General features: G+C 67.8%; 12 protein-coding genes. 8 read left to right on the top strand and 4 right to left on the bottom strand.

The window, feature by feature from the left end; translation table 11 throughout:
• Positions 1–148 precede the first annotated feature (148 nt).
• From zigA to ASG72_RS10275, 3 genes are all read left to right on the top strand, one after another.
• Positions 149–1,363 (top strand): zinc metallochaperone GTPase ZigA, encoded by a 1,215-nt coding sequence (gene zigA / locus ASG72_RS10265; RefSeq protein ID WP_056711729.1) that lies wholly within the window; start codon positions 149–151, stop codon positions 1,361–1,363.
• 43 nt (positions 1,364–1,406) lie between these two features.
• Positions 1,407–2,702: a hypothetical protein gene (locus ASG72_RS10270; RefSeq protein ID WP_056711734.1), complete on the top strand. Its 1,296-nt coding sequence runs from the start codon at positions 1,407–1,409 to the stop codon at positions 2,700–2,702.
• Positions 2,703–2,768: 66 nt separating this feature from the next.
• Entirely contained in the window at positions 2,769–3,167 is a 399-nt protein-coding gene (locus tag ASG72_RS10275) for a GtrA family protein (protein ID WP_082540252.1), read from the top strand.
• On the opposite strand, the gene ASG72_RS10280 is transcribed toward ASG72_RS10275, so the two are convergent.
• Positions 3,141–3,872, bottom strand: coding sequence for a class I SAM-dependent methyltransferase (locus ASG72_RS10280; RefSeq protein ID WP_056711737.1), 732 nt, complete (start codon positions 3,870–3,872; stop codon positions 3,141–3,143). The genes ASG72_RS10275 and ASG72_RS10280 overlap by 27 nt on opposite strands.
• Positions 3,873–4,078: 206 nt before the next feature.
• Between ASG72_RS10280 and ASG72_RS10285 the strand changes: the two genes are divergently transcribed.
• Together ASG72_RS10285 and ASG72_RS10290 are read left to right on the top strand one after the other, a co-directional pair.
• Positions 4,079–5,335 carry a cyclopropane-fatty-acyl-phospholipid synthase family protein gene (locus ASG72_RS10285; RefSeq protein ID WP_056711740.1) on the top strand — a complete coding sequence of 419 codons (1,257 nt, stop codon included), beginning with the start codon at positions 4,079–4,081 and terminating at the stop codon, positions 5,333–5,335.
• A 157-nt stretch (positions 5,336–5,492) separates the two neighbouring features.
• Positions 5,493–6,563, top strand: coding sequence for an HD domain-containing phosphohydrolase (locus ASG72_RS10290; RefSeq protein ID WP_156395890.1), 1,071 nt, complete (start codon positions 5,493–5,495; stop codon positions 6,561–6,563).
• On the opposite strand, the gene ASG72_RS10295 is transcribed toward ASG72_RS10290, so the two are convergent.
• The 3 genes from ASG72_RS10295 to carA all read right to left on the bottom strand — a co-directional run bounded on the left by ASG72_RS10295 (position 6,560) and on the right by carA (position 8,947).
• The gene (locus ASG72_RS10295) at positions 6,560–7,114 is read right to left on the bottom strand and encodes a GNAT family protein (RefSeq protein ID WP_056711747.1); all 555 of its coding nucleotides are present in this window, start codon (positions 7,112–7,114) and stop codon (positions 6,560–6,562) included. The genes ASG72_RS10290 and ASG72_RS10295 overlap by 4 nt on opposite strands.
• Positions 7,115–7,164: 50 nt before the next feature.
• The gene (locus ASG72_RS10300; RefSeq protein ID WP_056711751.1) at positions 7,165–7,590 is read right to left on the bottom strand and encodes a group III truncated hemoglobin; all 426 of its coding nucleotides are present in this window, start codon (positions 7,588–7,590) and stop codon (positions 7,165–7,167) included.
• 148 nt (positions 7,591–7,738) lie between these two features.
• Positions 7,739–8,947: a glutamine-hydrolyzing carbamoyl-phosphate synthase small subunit gene (gene carA, locus ASG72_RS10305; protein WP_056711754.1), complete on the bottom strand. Its 1,209-nt coding sequence runs from the start codon at positions 8,945–8,947 to the stop codon at positions 7,739–7,741.
• Between the two features lie 170 nt (positions 8,948–9,117).
• Between carA and ASG72_RS10310 the strand changes: the two genes are divergently transcribed.
• The 3 genes from ASG72_RS10310 (at position 9,118) to rpoD (ending at position 13,802) form a co-directional block, all read left to right on the top strand.
• A complete protein-coding gene (locus ASG72_RS10310; protein WP_056711757.1) occupies positions 9,118–9,579 on the top strand; it encodes a GatB/YqeY domain-containing protein in 462 nt (153 codons plus the stop codon).
• Positions 9,580–9,688: 109 nt separating this feature from the next.
• The gene (gene dnaG, locus ASG72_RS10315) at positions 9,689–11,587 is read left to right on the top strand and encodes a DNA primase (RefSeq protein WP_056711761.1); all 1,899 of its coding nucleotides are present in this window, start codon (positions 9,689–9,691) and stop codon (positions 11,585–11,587) included.
• Between the two features lie 196 nt (positions 11,588–11,783).
• A complete protein-coding gene (gene rpoD / locus ASG72_RS10320; RefSeq protein ID WP_056711763.1) occupies positions 11,784–13,802 on the top strand; it encodes an RNA polymerase sigma factor RpoD in 2,019 nt (672 codons plus the stop codon).
• Positions 13,803–13,835: the final 33 nt, after the last annotated feature.

Below are 13,835 nucleotides of genomic sequence, written 5' to 3' on the forward strand. Positions count from 1 at the left end.
CGCTCGCTATAGAGGCAGCGGGCGGCGGGGGGAAGCGGAAAGCGCCCGGCCACGTCGCTTCGCGCACAGCCCAGCCGCCGAAGCCTCTTGCCAGCCCGATCCCCTCCGGTTTATGTGATGTTACAACATTACACTTTGAGGCTGTCGCATGGATCACCGCTTACCGGTCACCGTCCTCTCCGGCTTTCTCGGCGCGGGGAAGACGACGCTGCTCAACCATGTGCTGAACAACCGCCAGGGCCGCCGGGTCGCCGTCATCGTCAACGACATGAGCGAGGTGAACATCGATGCGGACCTCGTCCGCTCCGGGGGCGGCGACCTGTCGCGGACGGAGGAGGCGCTGGTCGAGATGAGCAATGGCTGCATCTGCTGCACCTTGCGCGACGATCTGCTGGCGGAGGTGCGCCGCCTCGCGGGGGAGGGGCGTTTCGACTACCTGCTGATCGAGGGGACGGGCGTGGCCGAGCCGCTGCCGATCGCCGCGACCTTCGCCTTCCGCGACGAGGCTGGCGTCTCGCTGTCCGACATCGCCCGGCTCGACACGATGGTGACCGTGGTCGACGCCGTGAACCTGCTCAGGGATTTCGGCTCCAGCGACTTCCTGCGCGACCGGGGCGAGAGCGCCGGCGAGGCGGATGAGCGCCGGCTGGTCGATCTCCTGGTCGAGCAGATCGAATTCGCCGATGTCGTGGTGATCAACAAGGCGTCCGATGCGGGGGCGGAGCAGCGCGCGCTGGTCCGCCGGATCGTGCGCGCGCTGAACCCCGATGCGAGGCTGTTGGAGAGCGATTTCGGCCAGGTGCCGCTCGATGCGGTGCTCGATACCGGCCTGTTCGACCATGACAAGGCGCAGCAGCATCCGCTCTGGCACAAGGAGCTCTACGGTTTCCGCGATCACGTGCCGGAGACCGAGGAATACGGCATCTCCGCCTTTGTCTACCGGGCCCGCCGGCCGTTCCAGCCGGAACGCTTCAACAGCTTTCTCGGGCGGAGCTGGCCCGGGCTGATCCGGGCCAAGGGCCATTTCTGGCTGGCGACCCGGCCGGATTGGGTGGGCGAAATGTCGCTCGCCGGCGCGATCTGCCGCACCGAGGCGCTGGGCTTCTGGTGGGCGGCGGTGCCGCGGGCGCGCTGGCCGGACCATCCCGACTGGAAGGCGCTGATCGACCGGCACTGGGACAGGATCTGGGGGGATCGGCGCCAGGAACTGGTCTTCATCGGCACAGGCATGGACGAGGCTGCGATCCGTAGCGCGCTCGACAGCTGCCTCATCGGCGATACGCCGACCTTGTCCTTCAGGCCCGAGCGCTACCGCCATCTGCCCGATCCCTTCCCGGTCTGGCGCCGGGCCGAGGCGGCCTGAGCGGCCCGACCCCTTTCTTCCAGCTCAATTCGAGGAGTGTCCGATGTCGTTTCCCGCCGCTTTGCGCCTGGGCTTGCTCGCCCCGGCGATCCTCTCGTCAGGTCTGGCTTTCGCCCATGACCACGCCCTCTCCCGCGGGCGGCTGGTCTTCGGCGATCACGCCAAGCCCCAGATCCAGGTGCTCGACCTCGATAGCGGGGAGGTCACCCATCGCTTCGACATCCCGAAACCCAATCCCGGCCTCGTCACCCTCGCCGGGGGCCGCTTCGTCGCGGTGAAGGCCGGCGGTGAGGTGCGCTTTCTCGACACGGGGCTGAGCTTCGAATCGCATGGCGACCACACCGATATCGAGAAGGGGCAAGTAGCCCTGTTGCCGCTGGTCCTGACGGGGCAGAATCCGGCGCATATCGTCTCCGGCCATGGCCAGGCGGCGGTGTTCTTCGACGGGATCAGGCCCTGGGACGGGCCGAGCACGGCCAAGGCGACGCTGCTCTCCCTCGAAGGGCTGGCGAAGCCGAAGCCTCCCCTGATCGACTGGCCGAGCCCGGGCCCGCAGCATGGTCTCGCCGTGCCGCTGGCCGGCGGGCGCCTCCTCGTCTCCAGCCCGAACCCCGCCTATGTGAAAGGCGATGATCGCTCGGCCTCCTCCAGGCCCGGCGGCTTCTCGGTCGTCCGGCGGACGAAACAGGGCTGGCAGCAGCTCGCCCGGCTCGATGCGCAGAGCAAACCGCCGGCGGGATGCCCGCTGTTCCACGGCCATGCGGCGCGCGGGGAGCTGCATGTCTTCGCTTGCGAGGCGGGCGAGGGCGGCGGGCTGCTGCTGCTGGATTCCAAGGCCGGGCAGCTGCGATCGCGCAAGCTCGCCTATCCCGACGCGCGGCGCAGCAGCAGCCTGAAGGCGCGGCCGGCCGGCCGCTTTGTCGTCGGCAATTACGGCGACAGCGCGCCCTATACGGCGCTGTTGCGGATCGACCCCCTGGCCCAGCGGCTGTCGGCTCAGGATGTGATGCCGGTGCCGAAAGGGCAGGCGGTGTGCCAGTTCGACTTGTCGGAGAATGGGCGGCGCCTGGCCAATCTGACGCCCGACGGCATGTTGCGGATCTATGATCTCGCCCCGGACTGGAAGGAGGTAGCGGCGTTCGAGGCCGTGGCGCCGTTCGACTGCGCCTATGGCGCGAAGACGCCGACTCCCTCGCTGGTCGTGATCGGCCAATCCGCCTTCGTCAGCGACCCGGTCCAGGGCCGCATCCGCGATTACGGGCTGGAGACGCTGAAACAGGGGCTCGACCTGCCGGTCGGCGGGGCGCCGACCGTGCTGGCCGGTGGCGATGGCGGCTGATGGGGCGATGCCGGCCAGGCACCGCCCGGGCTAGGCTCGCTTCGGCAACCGCTCTACAGAGGCGCGATGCCGAACCCCGATCCACGCCGATTCCGCCAGTTCGTCGCCTTCGGCTTCGCCGGCGGAATCACCGCACTCGCCCATTACGGGCTGCTGATCGCCCTGGTCGAAGCTGCGGGGGTCGATCCCGTGCCAGCGACGCTGGCGGGCTATGTCCTGGGCGCGCTGGTCTCCTACACGCTCAATCGCTGGATGACCTTCGACGCGACGCGCAGCCATGCCGAGGCGGGTTGGCGCTTCGCCATCATCGCCGCCGGCGGATTCGGCCTGACCTGGCTGCTGATGCATCTCTTCGTCGCGCGGCTCGGCCTGCCCTATCTGCCGATGCAGCTGGTCACCACGGGGATCGTCATGGTGTTCTCGTTTCTCGGCCACAAATCATTCAGCTTCGCCGATCGCGGCTGAGGCGTCGTTGCTCGGCTGCGGCTTGCGCGCCTTGAAGGTCATGCGGTGCGGGTTGTGGCCGAAATTCGCCTGCGGGGCGATGTCCTCGAATCCGGCTGCGGCGATCAGCGCGGTGATATCGCCGGGCGCATAGGTCGACAGCCCGTACTGGGCGCGCAGCTTGCGGTAATCGGAGAAGGCCGTGCGCACCAGACCGGCCAAGGCGGCGCGGAGGAAGCCGCCGCGCCAGGCGAAGCCCAGGAGCTGCGACGCGTCGGTCAGCGGGCTGACATCGGGCGGGATCACGTCGGCGAGCAGCAATTCGCCGCCGGGCCTGAGCTTGCGGCGCCAGAGCGCGAGCAGGCCGACGAGTTCCTCGCGGCCGAGATACTGGATCAGCGAATTGGCGACGACCAAATCCAGCCCGTCATCGGGCAGCGCCTCGACCTCCTCCGGCGACACGACCGAGACATTGCCGAGATGGCCGAAGCCGGCCTGCAGGCGCTCGCGGACGCTGGGCGCCGCCTCGCACAGATAGAGCCTGGCGCAGCGTTCGGCGACGCGGTCCGCGCTCAGCGCCTCGCCGCAGCCATGGTCGAGCACCACCGCCTCCGGCGAGCGGATATGGCCGATGAGATCGCGCGCGATCTGGCGGTAATGGAGCGCCTTATGGCGCGGCGATACATAGATCGCGTGTTCGCCGTTCCAGAAATCACGCCAGGACATCGCATCTACCCATCGCCGCAGCGGCACATCGTCGGCGCATGACTAGAGCATCGGGCGCCAAAGGGGAATCCGGTTGTGCGGCAGCGACCGGGCCGGGCTGCGATCTCGGCCATTGCGATGCGCGAAAAGACACGAAACAATGACAAACTGCGCGGTCCCTCGCGGATCGCATCTCATTTTTTCGCCGTTCGGCCGGGACTCTGTCGATGCTGCTCTTGCCTCGCTTGCTGAAGCGCTTCGTGCGGCAGGGCCGCCTCACCGTGATCACGCCGGACGGGCAGCGCCATGTCTTCGGCAGCGGGCCGGCCGACATCACCTTCGCAGGGGTGCCCAGGACGGCGCCCGCCGTCACCGTGCGCTTCCATGACGACAGGATCGAGCGCGAGATCTTCCTCAACCCGGAGCTGGCGCTGGCCGAAGGCTATATGGACGGACGGATCGACTTCGAGGACGGCTCCTCGATCCACGACCTGCTGTCGCTGTTCTGGATGCAGCGCAAGGAGCTGCGCAAGCATCCGCTGCAGCGGCTGGTGCGCAATCTCCGCTTCCGTCTCCGCCGGCTGCGCATGCACAACCCTCTCGGCGTCGCCGGACAGAAGGTGAAGCACCATTACGACATCCCCACCGCCTTCTACCGGCTGTGGCTCGACGAGACGATGACCTATTCCTGCGCCTATTGGCATTCGCCGGAGGTCGGGCTGGAGGCGGCGCAGCGGGCGAAGCTGCGGCATATCGCGGCCAAGCTCCGGATCGAGCCCGGCATGCGCGTCCTCGATATCGGCTCCGGCTGGGGGCAGCTCGCCATCTATCTCGCGCAGGCCTGCGGGGCGCAGGTGACCGGGCTGAACGTCTCGCCCGACCAGATGGCGGCGGCGCAGCTGCGGGCGCAGGAGGCCGGCGTCGGCGACACGGTGCGCTTCATCAACAAGGATTATCGCGAGCTCGAGGGCAGTTTCGACCGGGTCGTCTCCGTCGGCATGATGGAGCATGTCGGGGTGGCGCATTATCTCGATTATTTCGAGCGGATCCGCGGTTTGCTGACGCCTGACGGGATCGCGCTCGTGCATTGCATCGGCCGTGTCGGCCCGCCCGGCTTCACCGGGCCGTTCTTCGACAAATACATCTTCCCCGGCGGCTATGCGCCGGCGATGTCGGAGGTTTTCGCGGCGGTGGAGCAGACCGGGCTGTGGTCCTCCGATTGCGAGTTCTGGCGGCGGCACTATCATTGGACGCTGGAAGCCTGGCGCGAACGCTTCCATGCGCAGCGCGCGACCGTGGTCGAGATGCTGGGCGAGCGCTTCGCCAGGATGTGGGAGTTCTACCTCAGCGCCTGCTCGATTTCCTTCGACATCGGCGGCGACATGGTGTTTCAGCTCCTGCTCGGCCAGCACAAGAGCGCGGTACCGGTGGTGCGCGACTACATCCAGGACGACGAGGCCGCGCTGAAGGCGCGCGGCTTCTGACGCCCCGGCCGGCGCTAAGGGCTAAAAATGCCTGGGCAGGGAATCGTCGAAGGACCGTCCGGCTCAGGCGTCATCGCGCTTTCGCACGGCAGGGTTTGTTGTCATTCCAAAATTCTTCCGCACCTCTAGAGACTCCTGCCGTAAGGAAAGCGACATCTTGCTCGTCATCACCGATCGACCGGCCCATACCGCAGCTCTCGCCGCGGCCATGTCCATCTGGGGCCGTTGCGACGTGCTACATCTCGATGCTTGCGAATACGCGCCGATCGTGCCGCATCGCCTGGTCCTGACCGATGTCGACCTGTCGCAGCGGGCCGTGGTCGAGCAGCTGCGACGGGCGCTCGCCCGGCATCGCGGCGAGAGCGAGCCCTGCCTCAGCCTGCTGCGTGAACATTCGGTCCGCGCGACCCTGCAGGCCAATGCGATCGGTGTGGTGCATGTGCTCGCGGCGGATGCGCCGCTCTCGGTCATCCTGCAGAGCGTCGCGCAGATGATGCAGGCCGGGCCGGCCGCGACGGCGGCGAGCCCGGCCGCGCAGCAGCTGCAGGGCCATGTGCTGGAGGCGACGGCCGCGCTCGGCGACATGCTCGGCGCCGCCGCGGCCGGCCGCGCCCTGCCGCGCGCCGCCATCGACAGCGGCGTGGAGTCGATGAACCTGGCCGCCGAGACGGCCGATCTCGAATCCTGGCTGACCGTTGTCTGGAACCATGACGACCTGACCTATCAGCATTGCCTGCTGGTCGCCGGGCTGGCCGCGACTTTCGCGCACCGGCTCAATTTTTCGCAGGACGACCGGAAGCGCGTGACCTGCGCGGCCGTGCTCCACGATATCGGCAAGGCGAGGATCCCGCGCGAGGTGCTGACCAAGCCGGCTGCGCTGGACGCGGCGGAGCGCGCGCTGATCCGCAGCCACCCGGTGCTGGGCTCCGACATGCTGCGGCGCCAGGGCGATTTCGGAGCCGACATCATCGCCGCCGCCCGGTCTCACCATGAATATCTCGATGGCAGCGGCTATCCCGACGGGCTGCGTGGGTCGGAGATCAGCGACCTCGTCCGGATGATCACCATCTGCGACATCTTCGCCGCGCTGATCGAGCGCCGCTCCTACAGGCAGCCCATGGCGCCGCAGGCCGCCTATGAGGTGCTGCTCGGGATGGAGGGAAAGCTGGATCGGGATCTGTTGCGGGCGTTCAAGAGCCTGCTGCCGAGCGAGACGGAGGCGGTCTAGAGCCGCCCGCTCTCCGGCGCCTCCGGGGCCTGACCGGGCGCCGACAGGTCGATGACGATCAGCGCCTCGTCGACGAAGCGCCCCGCGACGCGCAGCGCCTTCCGCTCGAGCCCGTAATGCCGGAAGCCGAGGCTCTCATAGAGCCGCAACGCCTTGTGGTTCTCGACGCCGACGCCCGCCTGCACCAGCAGGACATGGTCGCTCGCATGGGCGAGCACGGCCATGACGAGCCGGCGGCCGAGGGCGTGGCCGCGATGGGCCGGCGCGACATGGACACCGACGAGAAGCCCCTTGTGCCGCGCCTTGGCCGATCGATCCGGGACGATGAAGCCGGCCGTGCCGACCAGATCATCTCCGGCGAAGGCGCCGAAGACGCAGTTCAGCGGGCCGCCTTCGAGACGCCTCGCCGTCATCTCCAGGCTGCGCGCCGCTTCGTCCTCATAGCTCGCGCCGAAGGCTTCCGGATGGTCGCGCAGCGCCTGCAGGCGCAAGGCGCGGTAAGCGGCGGCATCGCCGGCGGACAGGAGACGGATGGAGAAGGAGGCAGTCATCTCGCCGAGCCTGCCCCGGCGCCTGCGAACAGGCAACGCCCCATCGCGCTTCAGCCGACGCTGTGCCTCGGCCTGATGAATTCGCCCCGCTGCGAGGCGCGCGCCATCTCGAAGCTGTCGGCGATGCGCCGGGCGCGGATGATGAAGGCCGCCGCCGCATCGGGTGGGCAGATTTCGCGGGCCGTCGCCTCGAACAGCGCGAGCCATGCGTCGAAATGCCGTGGCTCCAGCGGCAGGACGAGATGCGGCTGCATCGGGCGGCCGTGATAGCGCCCGGTCCGCAGCATCACGCCGGACCAGAAATCGGTGATCTTGGCGAGGTGGTGGTCCCAATCCGCGACCGCCTCGTTGAAGATCGCGCCGATGACGGGGTCACGCCGGACGCGGGCATAGAAGATCGACACCAGCCGCGAGATCATGGTCTCGTCGATGGCGGGATGCGCGATCCCCGGCTGGGTCAGCGGGTTTGCAGTCATGGTCTGTAGCCCTCGTCCGGGCTGGCGCATCGCGCCTCGGACCGGGGAGCGGATTGCGTCCACGGCTCGCAGGCTGCGCCAGCGCGGCCGACACTGCACGGGGCGGCGGCCGCCGCCTTGCGCCGGATCAAGTCGCGACCGGGCGCGCTCAGGCGGCCTTGCCCGCCTTGTCGCTCTCCATCAGCTCTACGAAGCGCTGGAACAGATAATGGCTGTCCTGCGGGCCGGGAGACGCTTCCGGATGGTGCTGGACACTGAAGGCCGGGCGGTCGGTCAGCGCGATGCCGCTATTGGACCCGTCGAACAGCGAAACATGGGTCTCGACCGCATGGGCGGGCAGCGAGTCCGGATCGACGGCGAAACCGTGATTCATCGAGACGATCTCGACCTTGCCGGTGGTCTTGTCCTGCACCGGGTGGTTGGCGCCATGGTGCCCCTGCTTCATCTTCAGGGTCTGGCCGCCGATGGCGAGCGCCAACATCTGATGGCCGAGGCAGATGCCGAAGGTCGGGATCTTGCGCTCGAGCAACTCCCTGATCACCGGGACGGCATATTCTCCCGTGGCGGCGGGGTCGCCCGGGCCGTTCGAGAGAAACACGCCATCGGGCTTCAGCGCCAGGATATCCTCGGCGCTGGCGGTGGAGGGAACGACGGTGACCTCGCAGCCGGCCTTGGCGAGCAGGCGCAGGATGTTGCGCTTCACGCCGTAATCGATGGCGACGACCCGGTGGGCGGCCTTGTCGCGCTTGCCATAGCCGACCGGCCAGCGCCATGGCGTCTCTTCCCATTCATAGCGCTGGGCCGAGGTGACGAGCGGCACGAGGTCGAGCCCGGCCATGTCGGGCAGGCGGGCGGCCTCGGCCTTCAGCCGCGCGACGTCGAAGACGCCGTCGGGGCTGTGCGCGATGACGGCATTGGGCATGCCGCCGTCGCGGATCAGCGCGGTGAGCGCCCGCGTATCGACGCCGCAGATGCCGACGATGTTGCGGCTCTTCAGCCAGCTGTCGAAATGCCGGTTCGAGCGCCAGTTCGAGGGCTCGGTGATCGCGGCGTGCAGGACGACGCCGCGCACGCCCGAAGAGGCGGCGGCGTTGACCGTCTCGGTGTCGTCCTCGTTGACGCCGACATTGCCGATATGGGGGAAGGTGAAGGTGATGATCTGCCCGGCATAGGAGGGGTCGGTCAGGATTTCCTGATAGCCCGTCATCGCCGTGTTGAAGCAGACCTCGCCCGGCGCCTCGCCGATGGCGCCGAGTCCGAAGCCTTCCAGCACGGTGCCGTCCGCCAGGACGAGCAATGCGGTCGCGCGGGGTTCTGTCCAGCCGCCGGCGGCGGGGTTTCCTTCGGAAGCGCTCATGTCTATGTCTCGGTCCAGGCCGCGAGGCGCGGCAAGCGGCGGGGCGGCGAATGCGCGCTCCGCTGTCAGTCTCTCGGGCGAATGTATCTGGAGCGCGAGCCTTAAAGACGCGCCTCCGTGCCGTCAATCAAGGCTGGCGCATGCCGGCGCAAGAATAAGGGAATAACCAGATGAGCAGCCTGCGCGAGCGCTTCACGGCCGATCTCAAGGACGCGATGAAGGCGGGCGACAAGGGCAAGGTCTCGACCCTGCGCCTGATCACCTCCGCCCTGAAGGACAAGGACATCGAGGCGCGCGGGCTCGGCAAGGGCGAGACCTCCGCCGACGAACTGCTCGCCCTGCTGCAGAAGATGATCAAGCAGCGCCAGGAATCGATCGCGATCTACGACGCCAATGGCCGTCCGGAGCTCGCCGCCGGCGAACGCGCCGAGGTCGAGGTGATCTCCGCCTATCTGCCGAAGCAGATGACCGATGCCGAGGTGAAGGCCGCCATCGACGCCGCCATCGCCGAGACCGGCGCCAGCGCCGTCAAGGACATGGGCAAGGTCATCGGCGTGCTGCGAGCGAACTACGCCGGCCAGATGGATTTCGGCAAGGTCAGCCCGATGGTGAAGGCTGCGCTGGGGGGCTGAGGGCGGCAGCTCGCGGGGCCGGCGTCCCGGCGGAAGACTGAAGCTCCGCCGGTCACGTGCTACCATCGCCCCGTTGGCAGAGACGCCGGCCGAGACCACATTGAGCAGCATGAAGTTCCCGCCCTCCATCCTGGAAGAGATCAAGGCCCGGCTGCCGGTCTCGGCGGTCGTCGGCAAAAGGGTGCGGCTGGCCAAATCCGGGCGGGAATGGAAGGGGCTCTCTCCGTTCAACGCGGAGAAGACGCCGTCCTTCTTCGTCAACGACCAGAAGGGCTCGTTCTTCGATTTCTCCTCCGGCAAGAACGGCGACATCTTCAAATTCGTGATGGAGACGGAGGGGCTGTCCTTCCCCGAGGCCGTCGAGAAGCTGGCGGGGGAGGCCGGCGTCACCCTGCCGCGGATGACCCAGGAGGCGCAGGTCCAGGAGGAGCGCCGCAAGGGCCTGCACGAGGTCGTCGAGCTCGCGGCGCAGTTCTTCGAGGCGCAGCTGATGTCCGAGCGCGGCGGCGCGGCGCGGCGCTATCTCGCGACGCGCGGGCTGGACGGGGAGGCGCGCACGCGTTTCCGCATCGGCTACGGCCCGGCGGACCGCTTCGCGCTGCGCGACCATCTCGCCGGCAAGGGTGTCGGCGCCGAATTGATGATGGAGGCGGGGCTGCTGATCCATGGCGAGGAGATCGCCGTGCCCTATGACCGCTTCCGCGACCGCATCATGTTCCCGATCCATGATTCGCGCGGGCGCGTCATCGCCTTCGGCGGGCGGGCGATGAGCGCCGAGGTCTCGGCCAAATATCTCAATTCGCCGGAGACGCCGCTCTTCCACAAGGGCTCGCTGCTGTTCAACCACCACAATGCCCGCAAGGCGGCGCATGACAGCGGCCAGGTCATCGTCGTGGAAGGCTATGTCGACGTCATCGCCATGGCGCTGTCGGGTTTTCCGCAGACCGTCGCGCCGCTCGGCACCGCGCTGACGGAGGACCAGCTCGGCCTGCTCTGGCGGATGGCGGACGAGCCGGTGATCTGCCTCGACGGCGACAAGGCCGGGCGCAAGGCCGCGAGCCGGGCGATCGATATCGCCCTGCCGATGCTGGAGCCGGGCAAGTCGCTGTCCTTCGCGCTGCTGCCGGAGGGCCAGGACCCCGACGATCTCGCCCGCGCCGGCGGGCGGGCGGCCGTGGCCGAGGTGCTAGCCGCGGCCCGCCCGCTGGTCGACATGCTGTGGACGCGGGAGGTCGAGGCGGGGCCGCTGGACACGCCGGAGCGCCGCGCGGCCTTCGAGCGGCGGCTGAAGGAGCCGCTGGCCCAGATCAAGGACGAGACGACGCGCAAACATTACCGCCGCGAGATGGAGGAACGGCTCGCGCAGCTCTTCGCCAGCGCCGCGCCGGCGCGGCAGGAGCGGCGCGAGGGTGGCTTCCAGCGCGGACGCGCCGCCGGCGGGCGCGGGGGCGGGCGCTTCGGACCGCCGCCGGCGCCCTGGGCCAACGGCCTGCTCAAGGCCAGCAGCCAGCTGACGCGCTCGCGCATCATGGCGCAGGGGCGGGGCGAGGATGCGCGGGAGGCCTTCATCCTGCTGGCGCTGGCGAGCCATCCGGCGCTGATCCTGCGCTGCGCCGACGAGATCGCCGAGCTGGCGCTCGAGGGGCCGGCCGCGGAGCGCTTCCGCCAGGCGCTGCTCGACGCCGCCTTCGAAGGAACGCTGGACGAGGCGGCGCTGGCCGAACGGCTCGACCAGCCGCGGGTCAGGGAGGCTTCGGTCGCGCTGATGGCGGTGACCGGCCCGGCCGAGCGCCTGAAACTGGCGCAAGAGGCTGATCCTGAATCGGTTTTTGATTCAATTCGACAGGCTATCGTCTTGCATCATCGCGCGCGGACGCTACATAGCGAACTCAAGGCAGCCGAGCGCGCATTGGCTGACGAAGCGACAGAAGCCAATTTCGCCTGGATCAAGGATGTCAAGGCCCGCCTCGAGACGATCGAGGGGACTGAGGCCATGTCGGGCGATTGATCTGGCGGTCGCTCCGCTTTGAGGCGCGCTGGGCTCGCATGTCGGGACGTTCACGATTCCTCAAGTGGGTCGGGTCCATCTGGGCAGGATGATTTGGGTGGGGTGAGCGCGCCGGACCAGCGGCCGCGTCGCCCTTTTATGCGTCTGCGAGTGGCTTCTTCCGAGCTGCGGCGGCGCCGAGTGCGGAGCGCTATTGATGGCGACAAAAGCGAGCGAGAAGTCCGACCAGGTCGCGCCGGAGGCCCCCCCGACCTCCGACGGACCTCTGCTCGACCTGACCGATCAGGCCGTAAGGCGGATGATCAAGCTCGCCAAGAAGCGCGGCTATGTCACCTATGATGAATTGAACGAAGTCCTGCCCTCGGAGGAATTCTCCTCCGAGCAGATCGAGGACGTGCTCGGCCAGCTCAGCGAGCAGGGCATCAACGTCGTCGACAACGAGGATCCCGAGGCCTCCGGCGAGGAGCGTGCGGCGGCGCGCACCGGCAGCGGCGGCGACGAGGAGGAGAGCGAGGGCGGCGATCTCGTCGAGGCGACGCGCTCGGCCCTGCCGGTCGAGGTGAAGCGCAATCTCGAGCCGACGGAACGCACCGACGATCCCGTGCGGATGTATCTGCGCGAGATGGGCTCGGTCGAGCTGCTCTCCCGCGAGGGCGAAATCGCCATCGCCAAGCGCATCGAGGCCGGCCGCGAGGCGATGATCGCCGGGCTCTGCGAAAGCCCGCTGACCTTCCAGGCGATCATCATCTGGCGCGACGAGCTCGTCGACGGCAAGGTGCTGCTGCGCGACATCATCGATCTCGAAGCCACCTATGCCGGTCCCGACGGCAAGAACCCGTCGCAGCTTCCGGGCGAGGGCGGTGAGCCCGGCGAGGCGGCCCCGGCCGAGGGGGAGGCGCCTGAGGGCGAGATGCCCGCCGACATGGATGATGACGACATCGAGAACAACGTCTCGCTCTCGGCCATGGAAGCCGAGCTGAAGCCGCGCGTGCTCGAGACCTTCGATTCGATCGCCGACAACTACAAGAAGCTGCGCCGCCTGCAGGACCAGGACATCGCCAACCGGCTGGAGAACACCAAGCTCTCGCCCTCGCAGGACCGCAAATACAAGAAGCTCAAGGACGACATCATCACCGCGGTGAAGTCGCTCTCGCTCAACAACAACCGCATCGAGGCGCTGGTCGAGCAGCTCTACGACATCAACAAGCGGCTGATCGGCCATGAGACGCGGCTTCTGCGCCTGGCGGAGAGCTATGGCGTCGGCCGCGAGGATTTCCTCAAGCAGCATGTCGGCGGCGAGCTGGATCCGAAATGGCTGCTGCGCGTCTCCAAGCTCGGCTCGCGCGGCTGGAAGGAATTCGTCGCCGTCGAGAAGGACCGGATCAAGGATCTGCGCGAGGACATCCACACCCTGGCGAGCGAGACCGGGCTGGAGATCCAGGAATTCCGCAAGATCGTGCTGATGGTCCAGAAGGGCGAGCGCGAGGCCAGGCAGGCGAAGAAGGAGATGATCGAGGCCAATCTGCGCCTCGTGATCTCGATCGCCAAGAAATACACCAATCGCGGGCTGCAATTCCTGGATCTGATCCAGGAGGGCAATATCGGCCTGATGAAGGCGGTCGACAAGTTCGAGTACCGCCGCGGCTATAAATTCTCGACCTATGCGACCTGGTGGATCCGCCAGGCGATCACCCGCTCGATCGCCGATCAGGCCCGCACCATCCGCATCCCGGTGCACATGATCGAGACGATCAACAAGATCGTCCGGACCTCGCGCCAGATGCTGCACGAGATCGGCCGCGAGCCGACCCCGGAGGAACTGGCCGAGAAGCTGGCCATGCCGCTGGAGAAGGTGCGCAAGGTCCTGAAGATCGCCAAGGAGCCGATCTCGCTGGAGACGCCGATCGGCGACGAGGAAGACAGCCATCTCGGCGACTTCATCGAGGACAAGAATGCGATCCTGCCGATCGACGCCGCGATCCAGAGCAATCTGCGCGAGACCACGACGCGGGTGCTGGCCTCGCTGACGCCGCGCGAAGAGCGCGTGCTGCGCATGCGCTTCGGCATCGGCATGAACACCGACCATACGCTCGAGGAGGTCGGCCAGCAGTTCAGCGTGACCCGCGAGCGCATCCGCCAGATCGAGGCGAAGGCGCTGCGCAAGCTGAAGCATCCGAGCCGCAGCCGGAAGCTCAGGAGCTTCCTCGACAATTGAGCGGGACGCTTCCGCGAGACTGAAAAAGCCGGC

This window comes from Allobosea sp. Leaf344 (assembly GCF_001426225.1).
GTDB lineage: Bacteria > Pseudomonadota > Alphaproteobacteria > Rhizobiales > Beijerinckiaceae > Allobosea.

Coding starts and splice junctions, on each gene's coding strand:
- rpoD (WP_056711763.1), top strand. CDS start 11,784: ATGGCGACAAAAGCGAGCGAGAAGTCCGACCAGGTCGCGCCGGAGGCC.
- ASG72_RS10275 (WP_082540252.1), top strand. CDS start 2,769: ATGCCGAACCCCGATCCACGCCGATTCCGCCAGTTCGTCGCCTTCGGC.
- ASG72_RS10280 (WP_056711737.1), bottom strand. CDS start 3,872: ATGTCCTGGCGTGATTTCTGGAACGGCGAACACGCGATCTATGTATCG.
- ASG72_RS10300 (WP_056711751.1), bottom strand. CDS start 7,590: ATGACTGCAAACCCGCTGACCCAGCCGGGGATCGCGCATCCCGCCATC.
- dnaG (WP_056711761.1), top strand. CDS start 9,689: ATGAAGTTCCCGCCCTCCATCCTGGAAGAGATCAAGGCCCGGCTGCCG.
- carA (WP_056711754.1), bottom strand. CDS start 8,947: ATGAGCGCTTCCGAAGGAAACCCCGCCGCCGGCGGCTGGACAGAACCC.
- ASG72_RS10285 (WP_056711740.1), top strand. CDS start 4,079: ATGCTGCTCTTGCCTCGCTTGCTGAAGCGCTTCGTGCGGCAGGGCCGC.
- zigA (WP_056711729.1), top strand. CDS start 149: ATGGATCACCGCTTACCGGTCACCGTCCTCTCCGGCTTTCTCGGCGCG.
- ASG72_RS10310 (WP_056711757.1), top strand. CDS start 9,118: ATGAGCAGCCTGCGCGAGCGCTTCACGGCCGATCTCAAGGACGCGATG.
- ASG72_RS10295 (WP_056711747.1), bottom strand. CDS start 7,114: ATGACTGCCTCCTTCTCCATCCGTCTCCTGTCCGCCGGCGATGCCGCC.
- ASG72_RS10270 (WP_056711734.1), top strand. CDS start 1,407: ATGTCGTTTCCCGCCGCTTTGCGCCTGGGCTTGCTCGCCCCGGCGATC.